Source organism: Psychrobacillus faecigallinarum (assembly GCF_014836595.1).
Classification (GTDB): domain Bacteria; phylum Bacillota; class Bacilli; order Bacillales_A; family Planococcaceae; genus Psychrobacillus; species Psychrobacillus faecigallinarum.
The window spans coordinates 281,477-304,651 of record NZ_JACSQO010000002.1; the positions used below are offsets into that span (position 1 = coordinate 281,477).

A 23,175-nucleotide genomic window follows, 5' to 3' on the forward strand; every position below is an offset into this window, starting at 1 on the left:
TTGTGAAGTTTTATTTTTGACTTTAAGATAAAAACAGGAAATGAAAGCGTTTACCGATATTTCCATAATTGTATTAGGGGGGATACTATGCAAGGTTCAAAAAGAAGGTTCATTTTGTTTATCGTAATTGCATTTGTCGTATCAATGTTTTTGGCAGCGTGTAGTCAGGAGGCTGGGGACGACAATGAAAAGGAGAATGATTCAACAAAAGTTCCGGTATCTAGCGACGGCAAATCAGTAGAAATAACATGGTGGAATTTCCCGAACTTCCAGGCTTTAGATGGAAAAGTAGGAAAGTATGAGGAAGAAATTATAGCTGCTTTTCAGGAAAAGAATCCTGACATTAAAGTGAATTTAGAAATGCTGACTTTTGAAGGCGGACCTGAAAAGTTGAATGTAGCAATTGCTACGAATACAGCACCTGATGTAATTTACGATGCTCCTGGAAGAATTATTGACTGGGGCAAGAAAGATTTGCTTGCACCGTTGAATGACATGATGCCAACTGATGTAATGAACGATATTTCTCCAGCTCTATTAAAGCAATCGATGGTCGGTGACCAAGTATATATGTACCCATTCAATACAGGACCATTCATGATGGCTGTTAATAAAACATTATTCGAAGAAATCGGTGAACTAGATTTGTTACCTTTAGATCGACCAGATCGTACATGGTCGGTTGAGGAATACGAGAAAGCATTAAATGCGGTTAAAGAAAAAGCACCAGGTATTATTCCCTCTGGGTTTTATGCAAAGAGTGTAGCAGGAGACCAGGGAACACGAGGCTATATTACAAACTTAGGTGCAAGCAGATTTTTAAATGAGGATTATAGTAAAGTGGCGATTAACTCTGCCGAAGGCGTGAAAGGACTTGAGTGGGTAGTGCAGGCTTCGAAGGATGGTCTAGTTGCACCTGGTGCTGCTTCACTTGAGGCAGGAGATCATAACGATTTATTCCTACAAGGGAAAATGGCGTTCGCTATTAACTATTCTGCTGTACTAAAATCATTGTTTGCTCCAAATAAAACAGAAGACTTTGAAGATGTTTTACTACCTTATCCAACTCCTGATGGATCAGATCCGAAGCTAGAGCCATTTCTTGGGGGTTTAGCTGTCTTCAATAATGAGGACGACAAAAAAATAGAGGCTTCTAAGAAACTAATTGATTTCATCGTGAACGATCCTGAATGGGGCAAGAAAAACCTTATCCAAACAGGAGGATTATCAGCTCGTAACTCAGTTACTGGTCTGTATGAAGGTTCTGAGTATGATTATTCAGAACTAGCACGTAAGTTTATAACAGATCCTCCAACAACTGCAGATGGTTATGCAGAGATTCGTACTTTCTGGTTCCCAGCGTTGCAGGAAGCAATTCTTGAAACGAAAACACCAAAAGAAGCGTTAGATGATTTTGCGGAAAAAGCAAATGCAACGATTGAAAAAGCAAAGTCTGCAAACTAAAACGGATAAACAAAAAAGGAGCAACATCTTTGATGTGTTGCTCCTTTCTTTAAAAGAATTAGGATTGGGGTGGTAGAAAATTGTTAGCAACTATTCGTAAGCCAAACAAAAACAAATTGCTAGATTGGTTGATGAGTTATTTGTTCTTGTTACCAGCGTTAACATTTTTCCTCATTTTTGTTGTATATCCAATGTTAAGAGGGATATACATGAGTTTTTTTGATTATAGCATTACGAATTTTGAATTCATTGGTTTGGAAAATTATGTAACGCTATATCATGATGAAACCTTCCATAAGTCAGTTATAAATACGATTGTATTAGTTGCTGTTGCAGTTCCTATAGTAATTGGTTTTTCTATTTTTGTTGCGATGTCGATTTACAAGAAAAGTGAATTTATCCGATCATTTTGTAGAGGTATATTTTATCTACCAGCAGTTACCTCTGTCGTCAGTGTTACAGTAGTTTGGGGTTGGATCTATCATCCAAACTTTGGATTACTTAACTATGTGACAAACTTTTTCGGTATGGATCCAAAATCCTGGCTGGGTGATCCAAAAACTGCATTAATGGCCATAACCGTAATATTAATCACGACATCTGTTGGTCAGCCAATCATTTTATATGTTGCTTCCTTAGGTAATATTCCTACAAGTTATATAGAGGCGGCACAAATTGATAGAGCTACACCAGGGCAAATTTTCCGGAAAATTATTTGGCCATTATTAATGCCTACAAGCTTATATGTAATTGTCATTACGACTATAAATTCATTTCAGTGCTTTGCTCTTATACAATTACTCACCTCTGGTGGACCGATTTATAGTACTTCGACAGTGATGTATGGTGTTTACCAACAGGCATTCCTTCTAGGTAATTTTGGTATAGCTTCTGCCATGGGTGTCATTCTAGCCATCATCATTGGAATAATTTCAATTATTCAATTTAAATACTTAGGAAATGATGTGGAGTATTAAAAGGAGGGAACGTTTTGAGAATAACATCTCCATTAAAGATTAAGAAGAAAAATAATGTACTTGGAAATTTAAAATGGTTACGTAAATTAAGCGTTTTTAAAATAATCTCAACTATTATATTAGTCCTCTCTGGACTGTTCTTTATTTTCCCACTCTATTGGATTGTTACTGGTGCATTCAAATCTCAAGTTGTAGCAATCACGATTCCACCAGAATGGTTTCCACTTAATCCTATACTTGATAATTGGATAACATTATTTAGCAATCCAGTTTGGCGTTGGACGTTTAATAGTTTCTTTATCGCAAGTGCTGAGATGATTGCCGTATGTTTTGTAAGTGCAACTGCAGGCTTCGTACTTGCTAAAAAAGTATTCCCTGGTCGCAAGCTGATTTTTATCGCACTGATCGCTGCTATGGCGCTACCTAAACAGGTGATTTTAGTTCCATTGTTTACGATGCTAACCGATTTGGGCTGGGTTGATACATATAAAGGACTTATCATTCCAGCAATCGGCTGGCCATTTGGTGTTTTTTTGATGAAGCAATTCTCGCAAACAATACCAAATGAACTTTTAGAAGCAGCAAAAATAGATGGCTGTGGTGAAATTCGTTCCTTTTTTTATATCGTACTACCGATGCTAAAACCAGCTATAGGTGCACTGGCGATTTTTACTTTCATGCTAAGTTGGAATGATTATTTTAGTCAACTCGTAATTACACGTTCGACTGATATGATGACTTTGCCCTTAGGCATTGCCACGATGCAAGGAGAATATAAAACAGATTATGGAGTCATGATGGCAGGTGCTGCATTAGCTTCAGTACCTATGATTATCATTTTCATGTTATTCCAAAAGTCGTTTACACAAGGAATTACGATGGGTTCTAACAAATAAGGAGTGAAAGAATATGCAACTAAATATGTTTAAAGGAATTATACCTGCTTTTTATGCCTGTTATGATGAGGCAGGAGAAGTATCACTAGAAAGAATAAAAAATTTAAGTACCCATCTCTATGAAAAAGGTATCCGAGGCCTCTATGTAGGAGGAAGCTCCGGAGAGTGTATATATCAAACGCTTGATGAAAGAAAAGCAACACTAAAATGTGTTGCTGAAAACCTGCAGGGAAAAATTACACTAATCGCACACGTCGGAGCACCTTCAACAAAGGAAAGCATTGAACTAGCGAGGTATGCAAAAGAAGTAGGTTATGATGCGTTATCTGCTATTCCTCCAATCTATTTCAAGCTCCCTGAAAGTGCAATTGAAAAGTACTGGACGGAAATTATGGATTCAACAGATTTGCCTTTTATCATTTACAATATTCCTCAAACAACTGGCTATAATCTTTCTGTTCCGTTACTGAAAAGATTATTAACAAATGACAAACTAATCGGCGTGAAAAATTCTTCTATGCCAGTTATGGATATCGAGCGATTTAAAGCAGCATCCCATGAAGACTTTATCGTTTTTAATGGTCCAGATGAACAATATGTGTCTGGTAGATTAATAGGTGCAGAGGGTGGGATTGGTGGGACATATGGAGTGATGCCAGAGTTATTCCTAAAAGCAGAGGAATTTATTTCAGCAGGTAACTTCTCAGATGCCAGAAAAATTCAACATGATATTAATGACATTATTATCGCACTATGTTCATTGAATGGTTCAATGTATTCCGTTATAAAAGGTGTTTTAAAACTAAGCGGAATAAATATCGGCAGTGTAAGAGGTCCTTTAGAGGCAGTAACTGGAGAAGATATTAAAAAAATTGACGACATTAAAAAGAAAATTGAAGAAGCAATTGTGAAATATCAAACGATTTAGTGTGGGGATGTTAATAAATGAAAACTAAACAGGAAATTTTACATTCTATCCATCATGAACTCATCGTCTCTTGTCAGGCTCTTCCTGATGAGCCGCTGCATAGTCCATACATTATGGCAAGAATGGCTTATGCAGCGATGATGGGTGGCGCTAAAGGGATTAGAGCAAATAGTATTGAAGATATTAAAGAAATAAAAAAAAACGTAAATTTGCCAATCATAGGAATTATAAAAAATGTCTATAGTAAATCAGATGTTTTCATCACACCAACTCAAAAAGAAATAGACCTACTCTATCGAGAAGGCGTCGATATTATAGCGATTGATGCTACTAATAGATTGAGACCAGACGGTAAAGTAATAAGCGAGGTTTTTCCAGCTATTCGAAAACAGTATAGTGATCAACTATTCATGGCTGATTGCTCTACTTATGAAGAAGGAAAACAAGCTTATGAATTAGGATTTGATTGCTTAGGCACAACACTTAGTGGTTACACAGAATATACTCAAGGTACAGTACTGCCCGATAAATTGCTAATAGAAAAACTAGTGAGAGATTTTCCTATGCCAGTTATTGCAGAAGGTGGGATTTGGACACCAGAGGAACTAAAATGTGTGTTTGAACTAGGAGCATACTCAGCGGTTGTTGGAACTGCAATAACAAGACCGATGAATATTACTAAAAGATTTGTAGAAGCGATGAAATCCAATGGGTAAGGATGAAGCTTTATGAAAATATTAGCTATAGATATTGGAGGAACATCAATTAAGCTTTGCTTTTCTGATGAAAGAGGGAGCATATCAAATTTTAGAGAATACGAATCAGAAGCAAACATGGGAGCAGACCATCTAATTACAAGAATAATACAGTTAATAACGAGCAATTATGAGGATTTTCAAGCCATTGGAATTAGTACTGCAGGGCAAGTTAATAGCGAAGATGGCTCAATCATTTATGCAAATGAAAACATACCTAAATTTACTGGGATGAAGTTAAAGGATATTTTTGAAGATAAGTTCGATGTCCCTGTGCTTGTTGAAAATGATGTTAATGCGGCTGCATTAGGAGAAAAATATTATGGTGTAGGTAAAAAATTTGAAGAGTTTTTATGTTTAACCTATGGAACAGGTATAGGCGGTGCAATTGTTTTAAAATCAGGAATATACAAAGGTTTTAATGGCTGTGCAGCTGAGTTTGGTCATATAATTTTACAACCGGGTGGCAAGAAGTGTACTTGTGGACGTCTTGGATGTTATGAAATGTATGCCTCCACTAGAGCGTTAGTGGAAAAAGCAAAAGAGTTTGAAAAAAAGTATGTGAATGGTCGAATAATTTTTGAAGAACTTGAACAAGGAAATATAGAATTAGAGAAAATATTAAATGAGTGGATAATTGATATAGCGTATGGCTTAGTTTCATTAACACATATCTTTAATCCACCCGCCATTATTTTAGGTGGCGGAATAATGGAGCAGGATAAATTAGTATCATTGGTAAATAGTAAAGTTAAAGAACTAATAATAGGAAGCTACTCCGAGTTAGAAATAGTAAAGGCGTCGCTTGGTAACAAAGCTGGACTACTGGGTGCAGTGTCTTTGCATATGTATTGATCGCAAATAAAGTTACTGGATTGCACAAATGGTTTTGTATTCAAATAGAAGAGTAGAAATATACAATAGTTACTGAATAAACAAATAGTCAGCCCTACAATCGTCTTTACCTTACTATAAGGGGACGGTTTTTTTTATAAATAATTCTTATGACTACTGAATTGATAAAACAATAAAAATTATTGAGGGAGTTTCTAAAAAACTATTTACTAAGCTATCTCTAGTATGTAAATTAAAAGGGTATCTTTTAATAATTCATGGAGGTTAATAATGCCAACAATTGCGCTACCAGGTTTTCTACTTATTATTAGCATCCTTGCTTTTATAGCAATTATTGCGCTTTTGATTGTTTTCATTACAACAAGCAGATCTCAAAAAGACAAAAGGAAATAATAACCACTTTGTGAAAAAATTTTAAGTGTTGTCTGAGACAGAGGGATGAAGGAAGTTACGTTATTTTATGTAACAAGTGAACAATGAATAAAGAACAAACAAAGCCCCCTATAAAGGAAGGCTTTACTTATTGATGATTAAACTTAAGACGTCTTTGCCTTTGGAGTTCTTTTCCGGGCAGGAGTCTTTTTCTTTTTCGTTTTGTCTAAGGACGCTTGGAGTGCCTCCATTAAATCAGTAACATTTGATGCAACAGCGGGCTGTTTACTGTCAGCCTCTACAGTTGGGTTACTAACTTTTTTCTCTTCAATTAATTCCATAAGTGCCGTTCGATAATCATCCGTATACTTGTCAGGATTAAATTCAGTAGTTAGCTGATCAACTAATAATAGAGCAGTTTCTAATTCCTTTTTTACTACAGTTTGTTCAAGAGGAATATTCGGGACATCCGAAGCATTTCTCACCTCATCCGGATAATGGATGGTTTCCATCACTAGCATTTCCTTATAAACTCGAACCACTGCTAACTGCTCTTTAGCCCTAATAATAATTTTAGCCACTCCAATTTTTCCAGAGTCCTCTAGTGCTTTTCTTAATAGTGAGTATGCCTTCGAACCACCGCTGTCTGGAGCCATAAAGTAACTTCTTTCAAAAAATATAGGATCAATCTCTTCAAGTTTGACAAAATCAATTATTTCAACGGCTTTATCCTCATTTTCTTTACGTAGTTTTTCAAGTTCCTCTTCATCCAGTACTACAAATTTATTTTTAGAGTATTCATAAGCCTTCACAATGTCATCACTCTTCACTTCTTCACTGCAGCCCTCGCAAACTTTCTTATAGGAAATGGGCTTCATGCATTCCTTATGAAGCTGGCGAAGTTTAATGTCTTTATTTTCAGTTGCAGCATGAAGCTTAATAGGAATATTGACTAGACCAAAGCTAATGCTTCCTTTCCAAACTGTATGCATATATTTCCACCTGCTTTTCCTTTTCCCTTACTATGTAATCTTTTGACTCGTTTTATGTATTAGGAAGATAAAATAATCAAAAGCTAACAAAAAAGGAAAGTAGGGGAATCATATTAAACCGATGCTTTTAACTGCAAGTGAGAATATTCCTTTGGATAAGGATTGGCTTTATGAAACTAAATATGATGGATTTCGCTGTATTTTAGAATGGGAGGTTGAGCCTATTTTAAAAAGTAGAAATGAAAACATCCTCAATAAAATGTTTCCGGAAATTATACAATTTTGTTATACCATTGAAGAGCAAGTAAAACCCCATTTACCTTTAGTTCTGGATGGAGAAATCGTACATTTGATTAATAGTTACAAAAGCCATTTTACAATCGTGCAAACAAGAGGAAGAATGAGAAAAAAAGAGGCAATTGAAAGCCATCTATTACATTTCCCTTGTCATCTTGCTATTTTTGATCTTTTAATATATAAAGGCAAGGACATTACTAACAAAACACTTGCTGAACGTAAGGAGAAGCTCTCTCTTTTATTCAAAAATCTTAAACTGCCATTAAACATAAATAGCGAGGATAATAATCGTTTACAAATGATTGAGTTACATAAGGATAGTAAGCCACTATGGGAGAAAATTGTAGCTCACAATGGAGAAGGAATGGTGGCAAAGAAAGAAAAAAGCAGATGGACAAGTGACAAGCGTTCCACTGATTGGCTAAAGATAAAAAACTGGAAGATTACAACCATCATCTTAACAGTTTTTGATAAGAGTAATAATTATTTTTTTGGTGCGATTTATGATGAAGGACAATTAGTAGATGTGGTCAATTTTAGTCATGGTTTAATGGAAGAAGAGCTAGTTACTCTTCAAAAGTTTTTTTATAGCAATGGTCAAAAAATTGGGAGAAATAAGTGGCAAATTGAACCTTCTATATGTGTGGATATTGCCTCTATAGATTTTGACGGAAAAAGCTTAAGAGAGCCTAGATTCCATCGATTTAATCTTGAATGTGATCCGTTAAACTGTACGAGAAGAAAATTTTATTTACAATTATATTCACTTCCTGAAAATGTGAAGGTTACCCATCCTGATAAGCCATTATGGATTTCAAATGATATAAAAAAAGAAGACTACCTATACTATCTTCAGCGGGTTTCGTCCTATATGCTTCCTTTTTTACGAGACCGTTTACTTACTGTCATTCGTTATCCTCATGGTGCAATTTCAGATGAACTTTTTTATCAAAAGAACTGGGAGGATAACGTTCCCAATTATGTGAAGACTAAGTTCTTTGAAGATAATAGGTATGTCCTTTGTAATAATATCGAAACACTTCTATGGTTAGGGAATCAGATAGCTTTAGAATTCCATATACCATTTCAAACTATTCATTCAGAATTGCCAACAGAAATTGTGTTTGACTTAGACCCACCATCAGTGGATTATTTTTGGATGGCAGTGGATGCAGCTCTTAAAATGAAAGCTATATTTGATAATTTTTCTCTTATTTCATTTGTCAAAACATCTGGAGGCAAGGGATTACAAATATATATACCTTTACCTAAAAATTTATTTTCTTATGAAGAAACTAGGATTTTCACAAAGTTTGTCTGCGATTTCTTATGTGAACAAAATCCTGATATTTTTACTACGGAACGAATGAAAAAGAATAGAAATAACAAGTTGTACTTGGATTATGTGCAACATCATGAAGGAAAAACAATAATTGCTCCATATTCTACTAGAGGAAACGACGGTGGTTTTGTCGCTACACCCTTAAAGTGGGAGGAGGTTAACAAACAACTAAGTCCGACTTTTTTTTCGATACCAATTGTTTTGGAAAGAATTGAAAAGCACGGAAATCTATTTAACAACTTTTGGCATGTAGAAAACGGAGAAGCATTCAAAAAAGTACTAGAACAGTTAAAAAACATATTAAATATTCATAAGAGCTAAGAGAAACCTCCTATTTTTGCTTTTAAATGTTTTAGCTATTTTCAGATGGGAATATGAATAGTGAGCTCGAATCAATAGCTCAAAACATGAATGAGGAGGAATTGTTATATGGCTAACAACAACCAAAACAAACGTGGACGAAGCATGTCAGTAGAGGAAGCGGGACGTAAGGGCGGAGAAGCAACCTCTAATAATCATGATCGAGAGTTCTACGAGGAGATTGGCCGTAAAGGCGGAGAAGCAAGCAACGGCTCCGGCAACAACGGTAATAATGGAAGTAATGGCAAAATGAGTCGAGAAGAAGCAGGTCGCAAAGGCGGCGAAGCGAGTCGTCGAGGCTCCAACAACTAAATTAGAATATTAAACCTTTGAAACAGATGAACCTTAGAAGAAGTCTTTAAAAATAACTAAAATGATCACACTATAGGAGGATGATTGAAATGGCTAACAACAACCAAAACAAACGTGGACGAAGCATGTCAGTAGAGGAAGCGGGACGTAAGGGCGGAGAAGCTACCTCCAATAATCATGATCGCGGGTTTTATGAAGAGATTGGTCAAAAGGGTGGAGAAGCAACCTCTCAAAACCATGGCCAAGATTTCTACGAGGAGATTGGCCGTAAAGGCGGAGAAGCAAGCAGCGGCTCCGGCAACAATGGTAATAATGGAAGTAATGGCAAAATGAGTCGAGAAGAAGCAGGTCGCAAAGGCGGCGAAGCGAGTCGACGGGGCTCAAACAATTAACTTTCCATTTAAAATTAATAATTTACAACAAAATTAATTATGTTATACCCAAGTCTTAAATGACTTGGGTATTTTTTTAGTTATGCCTATAACAGGAACTTTATATTATGGATAGGAGCTATTTTCCTCCTTGCATTAGTAAAATCATGCATTGGAGTCTTCTTATTATTTCCTTGGAAATGATATCAGGATAACGACACATACTTGAAATATCGATGCAAACTAATTGTAAAAATGCATTTATCATTATATAGTATAAGTCGTTGGTCAACTTGTCCTTGGAAAAATTCAAGTAAGGGGAAAAGATAACTAAATGAACGATTTTCAAATAAACTATGGAATTGAAGAACTGATCAAATCTACTGTAAAAGCGGTAGATATGGAGATAGAAATTAGAAAAGATAATTCTGGAATTAATATGAGCTACAACTTTATAGGAAACTATATTGGAGTAGATATGAATAGGCTACTTATAGCCAAAAGTGAAATGCCGGCATTAATTTCTTTGGAATTATATGTGAAAATATTGACGATTCATGAATTAGGTCATGCTATTGATCGCAATGCATTAATGAGTACTTTAGACCGTACAATTGAAATATATAACATAAAGCAAACTCATACTCTAAAAGAGCTCTATAATGATGTAAATCTATTAGAGATACTTCTGGAAGAACATGAAATGAATCTCTCATTTGAGCAAACTGCTTGGTCGAATGCGGAGAAACTCAATCAAATATACAATATAGTAGAACCTATGTATTTTGAAAAAGTAAAGAAACATAGCTTGTCTACCTATACAGATTCATACCAAGCAGATCAATCCCTGTATAACCTTCTTATAGAAGAAACAAGTGAACAAATTGCATAATTATTGATGGCCATCTGTATAGTAGTTTAGCAGATGGCTTTTATTAGTATAAGAAACTGATTAGTTTCATAATAGTACATAGTTTATTTTAAATCGTCCTATCTTGCGTGCTGGTAGGTCCAAAAGGAAAACAATTATATTTTATTTCTCCCAAATTATACATTACTCAAAAAAGGTCAGGTTTCACACTGGTATTAAAGGGAATATATATAATAAATCCATATAGAAAAGAGGGAGATTTAAATGGACAAACAAGTGAAGAAAGACATGAGACAGCCGAATAGCTTTCAGGAGCAGGATCCAAGTAACTCAAACTCAGATAAACAAAGCGAAGATAAAGATATGAGACAACCAAATAGCTTTCAAGAGCAGGGTCCAAGTAACTCAAACTCAGCTGGACAAAGCGAAGATAAAGATATGAGACAACCGAATAGCTTTCAGGAGCAGGATCCAAGTAACTCAAACACAGATAAATAAAGCGAAGATATGGATATGAGGCAGCCGAATAGCTTTCAAGAGAACAGGATTTAAATCATACAATTCCTGAAAAATCTCTTCCTAAAGATAGCAAATAAAAAAAATCTCGATGAATGATACAATTAGCAGACAAAAAGACAGCAAAACAAATTAGATTTTAAAGGATATTCCATAAAAAAAATTAGGAATATCCTTTTTAATTTAGTTAATTTCATCACTAGCACTTTACCAGTAAAACACGAACTTTTGTCCATGGATGATTGGAGCGGCAGGCGGCGACTCCAGTGGGGTGAGTGAGAAAGATAAGGTATCACAAACGTGCGCGTAGAGGGCGGTGGTGGCTTATCACTCACGCCATGGAAAGCGTCCGCCTAAAGTGCAAATCAATAACATTTTACTCGTTGAAAGCATTTAGATTTCATTATTCTCTTCTCAATTGTTCGTGTTTCTATATAATAATAGGAATTATGAAATTAACGCAATTATGCATAGAAGATTGAATGTAATTACTGATTTTACAAATAATTCATCTTGTAATTAGAACATAAGTAAGAGTTAGTATAAAATAAAACATATACATAGAATACAAAAGGCGGCTGAACATAGTGAAAAAGAAAAAACATAACCTCCAGACAAATGAGAATCTGATCGTGTTTCCGGGAATGGTGGAAACCTTAATAAGTGACGGCCTTGCATTTGCTGAAGAGAATAATTATATGAAAGCAGCAGCTTGCTTCGATGAGGCTAAGAAATATGTAGAGCTGGACGACATAATTTTAAGTGTATATGTACTTACCTTGCTAGAAACTAGAAGAGCAATTGAAGCGAAGGAAATATGCGAAGGTTTGTTAGAAGAGAAATCTCCCGTATTTGAACAAATTGTTGAACTCTATTTGACAATCCTGTTAGATTTGAAGGAGTACGGAGAGTTAAATAGAGTGATAAACAGAATATTAAAGGAATATAATTTTTCAGAGGAACGGAAGATAAATTTTCATCAGCTGAGAGATTTAAGCAATAGACTTTCAAACGAAACGAATATTTTAGAAGAGGAGGATGAAGCTCCTCTTGACCCTATCGAAAAGGACAAACTTGAGTTAAAGTCATTCACACAGTTAAGTTTCACGGAACAAGAACAGATTTTGCAACAAGCTTTTTACAAAAATATTTTACAAGCAATTCCTGAGATTAAAGCTATTACAGAATGTACAGACATATCTCCAACAGTCCAAACCTTAGCTCTATTGCTATTAGGTAGTGCAGGTGTGACGGAAGAAGTTTCTATTAGCAAGTTTGGTTTATCACAAAAGGTTATTCCTTCTTCACCACCTCCACATACTGGTGTTGATCGAATGGAAGAGATAAACCAGCATATCCAAGAATATCTTCAAAAAGACCCTACTAAGCTAATGCTTACGACTGAACTTGTTCATCGTCATGCATATGCTTTATTTCCATTTGATTGGCAAGGCTATAAAGATGAAGAGATTGCTACGGCTTACATTCAGTTTGTACAAATAATGTTTGGGGAAGAAAATCTGAACACTAATCCTTTATTGGATTTTATACAGACAGTAGAAAGTTCGATTGAAAAATAAATTCTTTTTCAAATCCTTTTTTTAGTTATTCAAAATATCTTTTCATAAGAATAGGAAAACTCATTAGTTATTACTGGAATTCAGTAGTAATTAATGAGTTTTTTTTGAAAGAATTTGAAATTACATTTTATTAAGGACAAAAATTACATTGACTTTTATTACCGATTAAAATAACATACAAATTATTGCTAATATTTAATAAAATGCAATAATTTTACATATTTAAATTTAGTTTTATGGCAATTTTCTTCTGGTTTCAAACTATTAACTTAGTATTATATAAAGTTTAACTCAAAGGGAGGTCTTAAATCATAGGTTAAGTTAAAAAAAGAAAAAAGGAAGTATAAAAAAGGAGGAAAAGAATGAATAAGGGGTATATTAAAACCTTTTTTGCTGTGTTGCTTATGTTCACCCTAGTCTTTACAAGTATAGAAACAGGAAGTGCGGTGGGAACAATTTCTCCTAAAGTGGAAATGAGGGCTTCTTGGATATCTACCGTCGCAAATATTGATTTGAAGCCAGGGATGGATGAAGCTGCTTATACATCATGGGCTCGCTCTACAATAAAAGAGTTGGAGCGAAAAAATTTTAATACAATTGTTTTTCAGGTAAAGCCGTCAGCAGATGCTCTATATCCATCTGAGCTGGCGCCTTGGTCTCGTTATATAACTGGGTCTAAACAAGGGACAAACCCTGGCTATGATCCTCTGCAAATAATGCTAGATACAGCACATGAACATGGTATGGAATTACATGCTTGGATTAATCCTTATCGCGTTACAATGGCAAATCAAAAACTAGACGAATTAGCATCAAATAACATTGCTTCTCTTCATCCTGAATGGGTGGTGAAAAATGGAACTCAATATTATTTGGATCCGGGCATTCCAGGTGTTCAAAGCTACTTAATAGACGCTGTAAAAGAACTAGTTACTAAATACGATGTAGACGCTGTTCACATGGATGATTATTTCTATCCAGGCGTAAATTTTGATGATGCAGCAACTTATTTACAATATGGCGGTAATTTTGATGATATTGGCGACTGGAGACGTAATAATGTAAACGAGCTTGTTCAGAATATCAATATTAACATCAAAAATATTAAGCCGTGGGTACAGTTTGGTATTTCTCCATCAGGAATTTGGAGAAATAGCAAGGATGATCCGGAAGGTAGCGATACCAATGGGTCTGCTCACTATGATTCACTTTTTGCTGATAGTAGAGAGTGGATACAATCAGGATATATCGATTATATTACCCCACAGGTATACTGGTCTCGACAGTTAGCTATAGCGAATTATTCTGTACTTTTGGATTGGTGGAGCAGCCAGACAGAGGGCTATCCAATCAACCTTTACATTGGAATGGCAGATTATAAGGTAAATGCTAATTTTGATACTGCATGGAATAATCCATATGAATTGCCAGAGCAGATTTTGGACAACCGAGCAAACGGAAAGACGAAAGGCCAGATGCATTTTACTCTCAGAGATATTCTGGCAAACAAGATTGGATACGCTGATATAGTTGAAAATGAAATTTATCAAACGAAGTCCTTGACCCCTTCTACGGCGTGGAATGGTCCCGCAGAGCCTAAAAAACCTATATTAGTAACTGCCAAAAAACAAGGAAAATCTATACAAGTTACGATAGACAACAAAAAACGTATTGATGCTAGAAAATATGTGATCTATCGCTTTGAAGGTAATAAAGCAGGTGATTATAGTAATCCAAAGAATATAGTTGGTGTTGTATATGACAAAAATGGTTTTGCAACATTCACCGATCAAAAGATAGATACGAATAAGCAATACACTTATGGCGTAACAACTATTTCATACACCGGTGTTGAAAGTAAAAATGCCGAAGAAACAAAGATTAAAAAGTAAGCGATTAAACAAAAACCTAAAGCCTTGAAAAAGGACTTTAGGTTTTTGTTGTTTAACGAGCTAAAAGTCATTCTAATTTAGTGAAAGTGGATTAACAATAAAATATAGGAGTTAGTACTTGAAACAGACTCCTATGGTAATTGGAGTGGGTGGAGGCTTATTGGTCCTTTCTCGCACTAGCGTTCACCTAAAGAGTAATCAATCTTGTTTTATTTGAAATATTAAAACGAAAAAAATATATAAATTCAAAAATTATGTTTCATTTTAAAAATAAATATGTTATGTTATTAAATATTCAGATTTTATCGATAAAATGATATTTCATTAGATTATGAACAATTAAATTTCTTTATTATGAAAAAGAAGGTGTTTATTTGGGGAAAAGTGATATATCTACTCAGGTCGGGCAATTAATGATCGTCGGATTTAAAGGTAAGACAGTACCAGAAAGTATTATTCAACTTATACATGAGAATCGTATTGGTGGAATTATATTGTTTAGTCACAATATTGGTTCACCTAATGAACTTTTAGATTTAACCTCTACTCTTCAACTAGAGGCAAAAAAAGCAGGATACCTATATCCTCTTCTTATATGCTTGGATCAAGAGAATGGGGTAGTTCGTCGGTTGGGAAATGGTACTACAGCATTTCCGGGGGCCATGGCTATTGGGGCTACAAGAAATATTGAAAACGCTTTCAACGTTAGCTTTGCAACAGGACAAGAACTGAAGGAATTAGGGGTAAATTGGAATTTAGCGCCTGTATTAGACGTTAATAATAATCCAGATAATCCTGTTATTGGAGTTCGCTCTTTTGGTGAGGATCCTCGCTTAGTTGCTGAATTTGGGAAAAAATCGATGAAAGGATTGCAAAGAGCGGGAATAATAACGACTCTTAAGCATTTCCCTGGACATGGAGATTCGAATGTTGATTCTCATCTAGCGCTACCTGTTATCAGTCATAACAGAAAAAGGTTAAATGAAGTAGAACTAGTACCATTTATAGAATGTATTAACGAAGGAGCAGATACTATTATGTCTGCCCATGTCTATTTTCCGGCAATAGAAGATAGAGAGAATGTTCCTGCTACCTTATCCAAAAAAGTTATTAATGGTTTGCTGAGAGAGGAACTAGGATTTGATGGGGTGGTAACAACAGATTGTATGGAAATGAAGGCTATTTCAGAAACTATCGGGACTGAAAAAGGTGCCGTGGAGGCTCTTAACGCAGGTGTAGACTTGGTAATGGTCTCTCATACACTTGATGTCCAGATAAGTACGATAAAAGAAATAAAAAGAGCGTTAGCTGAAGGTGTGTTGAAAGAAGAAACTATTAAAGCTTCCCTTGACCGACTCAATAAGCTTAAGGAAAAGTATTTGTCATGGGAAACTACTCCCTTCCATGCTACATTTGCGACTTTAGGGAGCGAAAAACATAGACAGCTAGCCGAGAAAGTATTTCAAGAGAGCGTTACGATTGTAAAAAATGAAAGCTTATTACCTTTGAAAACGAATCAAAAGATATTAGTTATTAATCCTGTAAATCATTATATATACGGGGTAGAGGATACGAAAGAAATAAAAGCAACACTTAGTGATGCGATGAAGGAAATTAGTGATCATGTAGAGGGTTATGATATTTCTGAGACATTTAATATAACAGAAATGAAATTGCTCATTGAAAGGGCAAAGAAATTTGAAGTGATAGTTATTGGCACATTATCAGTTTCATCTAAGAGTTACGAAATAGATTTATATGAAAAGCTTTTAAAATTAGGCATACCAGTGGTAGGGGTAGCAATGAGAAATCCTTATGATCTTAGGTACTTTCCAAAAGTAGCAGCATACTTAGCAACCTATGAATTTACTTATCTCGCTTTGAGAACCGCTGCTAAAGCAATATTTGGAAAATCCTTGGTTAGTGGAGACCTTCCAGTTACCTTAACGGTAAATGGGACTCTTTAAGGGGGTGAGGGATACATAGTGTAAGGAGGGAAGAGTGTTTACAAAATAGTTGGTCATGTAGTAACAAAACTATTTCAAAAAAACTAGGGGGTATCACAAATGAGAGGTAAGAAAATAGTATCGTTAGCTCTAATCGCAGCTTTAGCCTTAGCAGCTTGTTCGGATGATGAAGCGAAAGGTAAAGTTGAACCAGACAGTAAAAACTTTAACAAAACAGGAATGCCAATAGTCAACGAAACTATTAAACTGGATATTTTTGCTGGTAAGTCAGCGACTACAGCTGATGATTGGAATGACGTTTTAATATTGAATGAATATGAAAAAATGACAAATATGGACATAACATGGCAACAAGTCCCTGCTGATGGGTTAGAAGAAAAGCGTAATCTCGCCTTAGCAAGTGGAACATTGCCAGATGTTTTTTATGCAGCGACGATACCCGTAGGGGATTTACAAAAATACGGTCAGCAAGGAACGTTTATCCCATTAAATGATTTAATCGAGGAGTATGCACCAAACCTAAACAAGGTATTGGAAGCCAATCCTGAAATTAAAAAAGGACTTACTTTCCCAGACGGTAAAATCTATTCCTTCCCTACTATTTATTCTCCTGAGTTTACATCTCTATTAATAGGAGCTAAACCATGGATAAAAAAAGATTGGCTTGATCAATTAGGGATGAAAAATCCTGAAACGACAGATGAACTATATGCTTATTTGAAAGCTGTAAAAGAAACAGATTTAAATGGAAATGGTAAAAACGATGAGATTCCTTTAAGTAGTGTCTCTATGACCCGTATCCTACATTGGATTTCAGGGGCGTTCGGAATACAAAACAAAGGACAACTTCATACATTGGTAGATACAGACTCAGCTGGTGAACTACGTTTCTTCTCTACTGCTCCAGAATATAAAGAAATGTTAGAGTATATGCATAAATTGTACTCAGAAGGTTTGATTGATCAAGGCATCTATTCCATTGACGTACCTAAATATTTGGCTGGTGCAGCAGAGGAATTATACGGAGCTACTCAATTCTATAATCCTGTAGAATTGTTTGGTGAGGAAATTGGTAAGGACTACGTGGTAGGTAACGCATTGGTTGGACCAGATGGAGAAAAGCTATATACAGGAGTTACGTCGCCACTAAGAGACTTAGGGAACTTTGCTATTACGAGTGAGAACAAGTATCCTGCTGAAACGGTTAGATGGTTAGATCATTTCTATAGCGATGAAGGAGCATTGATGTTCTTTATGGGTATCGAAGGAGAGACCTATGAAGAGACTGCAGATGGACCGAAGCTATTAGAAAAAATTACAAACAGTAAAGATGGCTTAACGATGACACAGGAGCTTGCAAAATATTTAATCAATCCAGGTGGAAATCACCCTGTAATGATTACAGATGACTATTTCACTGGTTCTGAAAATGCACCAGGAGATATCGAGGCTACTAAAGAGCTTGAGCCATATCTAATTGATGAAGTTTGGCCTAATTTTACTTACACAGCTGAAGAAAACGATCAAGTAAATGTCCTGAAAGCTGATATCAATAAATATGTACAGGAAATGCAGGCAAAATTCATTACTGGTGAAACTTCTCTAGATGAGTGGGATTCTTATGTGAAAACTATTGAAAAAATGGGACTAAAGGAATTCATGGAGATTCAACAAAAAGCATATGAAAGATACAAAAAGTAATAAGAATATGCAGCCTTCTAAAGTTGTCGAGGAATGTTTTTCCTCGGCAATTCTAGAACAACGGAGTGGAGAAGGGGGTAAATAAATGCAATTAAATGAAACAAAATTACAGGAGCATGTGGTGATTCCAAAAGTTAGCCGTTTTGCTAAATTCAAAAGAAATTTTATGAAAAGCTGGCAACTCTATGTTTTCTTACTTCCTGCCCTTTTATATTTTTTAATCTTTCATTATGTTCCGATGTATGGATTGCAAATAGCCTTTAAAAATTTTATGGCCAATCAAGGGATTTGGGGAAGTCCATGGGTTGGATTTGATCACTTTACAAGATTCTTTAATTCGTACTATTTTTGGAGATTAATCAAAAATACTATATTACTTAGCTTATATCAATTGCTACTTTTTCCTTTGCCAATTATTTTAGCTCTTTCGTTAAATGAACTAAAAAATGGAGCGTTTAAAAAATGGGCTCAAACACTTACATATGCTCCTCACTTTATATCTGTAGTGGTAGTAGTAGGAATGATCGTTATATTCTTAGACCCAGTAAATGGTTTAGTGAATCAAATAATAACACTATTTGGTGGAGACCAAATTCGTTTTTTAGATGATGCAGGTTGGTTTCGACATATATTTGTTTGGTCAGGAGTATGGCAAACTTTAGGTTGGAGCTCGATAATCTATTTAGCAGCCTTGGCGGGGATTAACCCTGAGCTACATGAGGCAGCGGAAGTCGACGGAGCATCTAAATTTCAACGCATATTACATATCAACTTACCAGGCATTTTCCCAACAATCATTGTATTGCTTATTTTAAATATTGGTAGCTTTATGTCAGTAGGATTTGAAAAAGTCTTACTATTGCAGAATAGCTTAAACTCTGCAACATCAGATGTCATACAGACCTATGTATATCAAGCAGGGTTATTAGAAGGTCAATATAGCTTTGCTGCAGCTATTGGTTTATTTGACTCCTTAATCAATATCGCTTTACTAATTACCTTCAATTATGTTGCAAGAAAAACTAGTAATAATAGCTTATGGTAAGGAGGGGTTCCTATGAATAAATTTAGTTTGTCAGACAAGGGTTTTGATGTGCTAAACAAAATTTTCTTAGCAGTTATTGTAATCCTAATTGTGTATCCACTTGTTTTTGTAATTAGTGCTTCTATAAGCGACCCCTTAGCGGTTAGCTCAGGGAAAATGTGGCTATGGCCGGTAGATATCACGTTCGAAGGATATCGGAAAATATTACAAAATGATTCTATTTGGCTAGGATATAGAAATACAATTTTATACACAGCAGTAGGGACTCTCCTACATTTGTTTGTACTATTACCATGTGCATACGCGCTTTCTCGAAAAGAATTAATGGGAAGCAAATATATTTTATGGTTAGTGCTATTCACTATGATGTTCAGCGGTGGCTTAATCCCGACCTATTTAGTGATTAAAACATTAGGAATGCTAGACACAATGTGGGCATTAGTAATCCCGGGAGTAGTTGGTGCTTGGTCTATTCTAGTTGCTAGAACATTCTTTCAGAGCAGTATACCTGACCAATTAGTAGAGGCTGCAAAAATAGACGGTGCCTCAGATTTTTATATGTTTATCAAGATAGTATTACCACTTTCTATGCCGATTATTGCGGTTATGGCATTATTCCATGCAGTTGGTTTATGGAACCAATATTTTAATGCATTAATATACTTGTCAGACCGTGACAAATACCCACTTCAGCTCATACTGCGGGAAATTTTAGTAGTGAATCAGGCCCAATTAGGGGAAGGTTCAGGAGAGCAAACTGAGTCTCTCATCCAGCAAGTGAGAACAGGCGGATTAATAAAATACGCCGTTATTATTATTTCCTCGTTACCACTTTTAATCGTGTATCCGTTTTTACAAAGATTCTTTGTTCAAGGTGTATTAATCGGTTCTATTAAAGAATAATAGATTGTCTTAACTTAAGTAACTTCAAACCATCCATGAAGGGAGAGAGACTACTATGAATGGTTTTGTAAATGGATACTATCAGTTTTCCTTGTGGGCGATGAGATTAGCTTACGTTAACATATTATGGTTTGTCTTCACATTAGTAGGTTTGTTCTTTTTTGGGCTGATGCCTGCTACAGCTGGCATGTTTGCAGTTGTGAGAAAATGGGTTTCGGGAGATACAGATATTAAAATATTTCAAACCTTCTGGAAATCGTATAGCAAGGAATTTTTTAAAGCAAATTTGCTTGGCTACCTCCTTGCTGGAGTAGGCTATCTCTTATATATTGAGCTCCAAATATTAAGAGCACAGGAAAATATGGTTTATTTTGTTGCAAGCTATGGGGTTATTGCGCTCTATATAGTGTTGTTGATAGTGTTGTTATATTCTTTTCCAATTTTTGTTCATTTTAATGTTAATGCTTTACAAAATATTAAATGGGCATTCGTAATAGGCGTTATTCATCCAGTACTTACAATTGCAATGATTGCTATATTGGGCTTTGTTCACTATGTAGCTTTCATGACCATCCCTGCACTACTTTTTTTCTTTGGAGGAAGTGTTACTGCCTATATCCTCACGTGGGGTGCATCTAAAACCTTTACAAAATATGAGCCCTCAAATGTCTAAATAGTGGAGGAAACAAATGAAGCTAGGATTAGAAGTCTTTTTAGACAGAGAATATAAACGCTTTACTGGAAAAAGTATTGGTCTTGTTACGAATATGACGGGAGTGAATCAAAAGCTTACTCCTACGATTGATTTGTTTTATGAACATCCGGGCATTTCTCTCAAAGCCTTATATGGTCCAGAGCACGGTATACGTGGGGATGCCAAGGAGGGGGAAGAGGTACAGTCTTCGTTCGATCCATATACTAATCTTCCTGTATACAGTCTGTACGGTAAAACCAGAAAGCCGACGAAGGAAATGCTGGAATCTATCGATGTAATAGTTTTTGACTTGCAGGATATTGGTTCGAGGTACTATACATACATTTATACAATGGCCTATGTGATGGAAGCCTGTGCAGAGCAAGGAAAACAATTTGTCGTTTTGGATCGACCAAATCCTATTTCTGGGGAGCGTTTGGAAGGAAATTTAGTAGAAGAAGATGTCCGTTCCTTTGTTGGACTATTACCGATTCCGAACAGACATGGCATGACAGTTGGAGAACTTGCACAGCTGTTTAAATACAAATTTGGCTATGATTGTGAATTAACTGTTGTACCAATGGAGGGCTGGAAGAGATCGATGTACTTCGATGATACACCTTTGTTCTGGGTCCCTCCATCTCCAAATACAACTAACATTGATATGAATATTTTATACGCTGGAACTTGTTTAATAGAAGGTACCAATTTATCTGAAGGCCGTGGAACTACGAGACCATTTGAATGGATTGGCGCTCCTTATGTTGACGGTAATAGTCTTTCAAAAGCTTTTAATGATAGAGGGGTAGAAGGAGTTATAGCAAGGCCAGTTTCTTTTAAGCCGACGTATCAAAAGTATAAGGATGTAATCTGTAGTGGCATACAGTTACATGTAGTAAATCGTAATACATTGAATTCCTGGAAAACTGGGCTATTGCTTTTAGAAACAATAGCGGAAATGTACCCAACTGACTTCTCATTCATAAAAAATGAGCAAAAGAAGTACTTTTTCGATTTATTGGCTGGAACTAAAGGTCTGAGGGACAGAGTGTGGGGAGGAACCACCGAGGTATATATAGAGAACTGTCTAGCTCTTATCGAAGGATTTCAGAAGGAAAAGAAAATATACGACTTATATAACTAGGATGATTAAAATGAAGGATTTGGCTAATTTAACTAAGCTGTCAACAGAACAGAGAAATGATAGGTCGACTAATATTGATAATATGTCTACCAAAGGCATTTTAACCTTGATTAATGATGAGGATTTAAATGTCGCTAAATGTGTTCAGGAAGTCTTGGAGGAAATTGAAAAGGCAGTAGATGTTGTATATGAATCCATGAAGTCTGGTGGAAGATTATTTTATGTTGGTGCAGGAACCAGTGGAAGGCTAGGAATATTAGATGCTGTGGAATGTCCTCCTACCTTTGGAACATCACCAAATTTAGTACAAGCTATTATGGCTGGCGGATTGAACGCTTTTGAAAAAGCTGTAGAGGGCGCTGAGGATAGCCCGGTAATGGGTAAAGAAGATTTAATAGAAAGAAACTTAGCTAGTTGTGATGTAGTAGTGGGAATAGCAGCGAGTGGCAGAACACCATATGTGATAGGAGCATTAGAGTATGCTAGTCAGATTGGAGCACAAACCATCAGTCTAACTGCAAACAAAAATTCCATTATAAGTGAATATGCAGCTATAAAAATTGAAGTAGAAACAGGACCAGAGGTAATTACTGGCTCTACTAGAATGAAGGCAGCAACTGCTCATAAGTTAATCCTAAATATGATCTCCTCTACCGTAATGATCAAGCTAGGAAAGGTTTATGAAAATTTAATGGTGGACGTTTCAGTTAGTAATGAAAAGCTAGAAGAGCGAGCGAAGGGAATCATCCAAACTATTACTCAACAGTCTTATGAAGAGACAGAGAAATATTTAGGACTAACAAATAAGGAAGTAAAACCTGCGATAGTAATGATGAAAGCGAATGTAGATTATAAAGCGGCTAAGGATTATATTGAACAAGCAAATGGATTTGTTCGAAAGGCAATTGAATTGGCCGGAACGAAATCATAAGAGGAGGGAG

General features: G+C 35.7%; 21 protein-coding genes and 1 pseudogene. 21 read left to right on the forward strand and 1 reads right to left on the reverse strand.

Annotation, left to right across the window (positions count from 1 at the left end):
• The first annotated feature begins 87 nt into the window (after positions 1-87).
• The 7 genes from H9650_RS06085 to H9650_RS20630 all read left to right on the forward strand — a co-directional run bounded on the left by H9650_RS06085 (position 88) and on the right by H9650_RS20630 (position 6,268).
• The gene (locus tag H9650_RS06085; protein WP_191696804.1) at positions 88-1,464 is read left to right on the forward strand and encodes an ABC transporter substrate-binding protein; all 1,377 of its coding nucleotides are present in this window, start codon (positions 88-90) and stop codon (positions 1,462-1,464) included.
• An 80-nt stretch (positions 1,465-1,544) separates the two neighbouring features.
• Positions 1,545-2,441, forward strand: a complete 897-nt coding sequence (locus H9650_RS06090; RefSeq protein WP_427659266.1) for a carbohydrate ABC transporter permease — start codon at positions 1,545-1,547, stop codon at positions 2,439-2,441.
• Between the two features lie 14 nt (positions 2,442-2,455).
• Positions 2,456-3,337 carry a carbohydrate ABC transporter permease gene (locus tag H9650_RS06095; RefSeq protein WP_225215943.1) on the forward strand — a complete coding sequence of 294 codons (882 nt, stop codon included), beginning with the start codon at positions 2,456-2,458 and terminating at the stop codon, positions 3,335-3,337.
• A 13-nt stretch (positions 3,338-3,350) separates the two neighbouring features.
• The gene (locus H9650_RS06100; protein ID WP_191696805.1) at positions 3,351-4,265 is read left to right on the forward strand and encodes a dihydrodipicolinate synthase family protein; all 915 of its coding nucleotides are present in this window, start codon (positions 3,351-3,353) and stop codon (positions 4,263-4,265) included.
• Between the two features lie 17 nt (positions 4,266-4,282).
• Positions 4,283-4,981, forward strand: a complete 699-nt coding sequence (locus tag H9650_RS06105) for an N-acetylmannosamine-6-phosphate 2-epimerase (protein WP_191696806.1) — start codon at positions 4,283-4,285, stop codon at positions 4,979-4,981.
• Positions 4,982-4,993: 12 nt separating this feature from the next.
• Positions 4,994-5,875, forward strand: coding sequence for an ROK family protein (locus H9650_RS06110; RefSeq protein WP_191696807.1), 882 nt, complete (start codon positions 4,994-4,996; stop codon positions 5,873-5,875).
• 270 nt (positions 5,876-6,145) lie between these two features.
• On the forward strand, positions 6,146-6,268 hold the full coding sequence (locus tag H9650_RS20630; protein WP_255475373.1) for a hypothetical protein: 123 nt from the start codon (positions 6,146-6,148) through the stop codon (positions 6,266-6,268).
• 143 nt (positions 6,269-6,411) lie between these two features.
• Here the strand turns inward: H9650_RS20630 and ku are convergent, their stop codons facing one another.
• A complete protein-coding gene (gene ku, locus H9650_RS06115; protein ID WP_144535629.1) occupies positions 6,412-7,239 on the reverse strand; it encodes a non-homologous end joining protein Ku in 828 nt (275 codons plus the stop codon).
• Positions 7,240-7,360: 121 nt separating this feature from the next.
• Here ku and H9650_RS06120 point away from each other — a divergent pair, with 121 nt between their 5' ends.
• The 14 genes and pseudogenes from H9650_RS06120 (at position 7,361) to murQ (ending at position 23,165) form a co-directional block, all read left to right on the forward strand.
• Positions 7,361-9,199 carry a DNA ligase D gene (locus H9650_RS06120; RefSeq protein WP_225215944.1) on the forward strand — a complete coding sequence of 613 codons (1,839 nt, stop codon included), beginning with the start codon at positions 7,361-7,363 and terminating at the stop codon, positions 9,197-9,199.
• 144 nt (positions 9,200-9,343) lie between these two features.
• A pseudogene (locus H9650_RS20875) lies at positions 9,344-9,445 on the forward strand (KGG domain-containing protein); the annotation flags it as partial.
• Between the two features lie 194 nt (positions 9,446-9,639).
• On the forward strand, positions 9,640-9,942 hold the full coding sequence (locus H9650_RS06130; protein WP_144535633.1) for a KGG domain-containing protein: 303 nt from the start codon (positions 9,640-9,642) through the stop codon (positions 9,940-9,942).
• Between the two features lie 313 nt (positions 9,943-10,255).
• Positions 10,256-10,813, forward strand: coding sequence for an integrase (locus tag H9650_RS06135; protein WP_191696808.1), 558 nt, complete (start codon positions 10,256-10,258; stop codon positions 10,811-10,813).
• A 243-nt stretch (positions 10,814-11,056) separates the two neighbouring features.
• On the forward strand, positions 11,057-11,290 hold the full coding sequence (locus H9650_RS06140; RefSeq protein ID WP_151109265.1) for a hypothetical protein: 234 nt from the start codon (positions 11,057-11,059) through the stop codon (positions 11,288-11,290).
• A gap of 605 nt (positions 11,291-11,895) precedes the next feature.
• Entirely contained in the window at positions 11,896-12,888 is a 993-nt protein-coding gene (locus H9650_RS06145; protein ID WP_151109267.1) for a DUF3196 family protein, read from the forward strand.
• Positions 12,889-13,250: 362 nt separating this feature from the next.
• The gene (locus H9650_RS06150; RefSeq protein WP_191696809.1) at positions 13,251-14,780 is read left to right on the forward strand and encodes a glycoside hydrolase family 10 protein; all 1,530 of its coding nucleotides are present in this window, start codon (positions 13,251-13,253) and stop codon (positions 14,778-14,780) included.
• Positions 14,781-15,154: 374 nt separating this feature from the next.
• A complete protein-coding gene (gene nagZ, locus H9650_RS06155; protein ID WP_151109270.1) occupies positions 15,155-16,747 on the forward strand; it encodes a beta-N-acetylhexosaminidase in 1,593 nt (530 codons plus the stop codon).
• Positions 16,748-16,846: 99 nt separating this feature from the next.
• Positions 16,847-18,448 (forward strand): extracellular solute-binding protein, encoded by a 1,602-nt coding sequence (locus tag H9650_RS06160; protein ID WP_151109272.1) that lies wholly within the window; start codon positions 16,847-16,849, stop codon positions 18,446-18,448.
• 85 nt (positions 18,449-18,533) lie between these two features.
• On the forward strand, positions 18,534-19,493 hold the full coding sequence (locus H9650_RS06165; RefSeq protein ID WP_186318042.1) for an ABC transporter permease: 960 nt from the start codon (positions 18,534-18,536) through the stop codon (positions 19,491-19,493).
• A gap of 12 nt (positions 19,494-19,505) precedes the next feature.
• Positions 19,506-20,396 (forward strand): carbohydrate ABC transporter permease, encoded by an 891-nt coding sequence (locus H9650_RS06170; protein WP_144535639.1) that lies wholly within the window; start codon positions 19,506-19,508, stop codon positions 20,394-20,396.
• Positions 20,397-20,451: 55 nt separating this feature from the next.
• Positions 20,452-21,069 carry a YesL family protein gene (locus H9650_RS06175; protein ID WP_151109274.1) on the forward strand — a complete coding sequence of 206 codons (618 nt, stop codon included), beginning with the start codon at positions 20,452-20,454 and terminating at the stop codon, positions 21,067-21,069.
• A 16-nt stretch (positions 21,070-21,085) separates the two neighbouring features.
• Entirely contained in the window at positions 21,086-22,234 is a 1,149-nt protein-coding gene (locus H9650_RS06180; RefSeq protein ID WP_191696810.1) for an exo-beta-N-acetylmuramidase NamZ family protein, read from the forward strand.
• 10 nt (positions 22,235-22,244) lie between these two features.
• The gene (gene murQ / locus H9650_RS06185) at positions 22,245-23,165 is read left to right on the forward strand and encodes an N-acetylmuramic acid 6-phosphate etherase (RefSeq protein WP_151113626.1); all 921 of its coding nucleotides are present in this window, start codon (positions 22,245-22,247) and stop codon (positions 23,163-23,165) included.
• Positions 23,166-23,175: the final 10 nt, after the last annotated feature.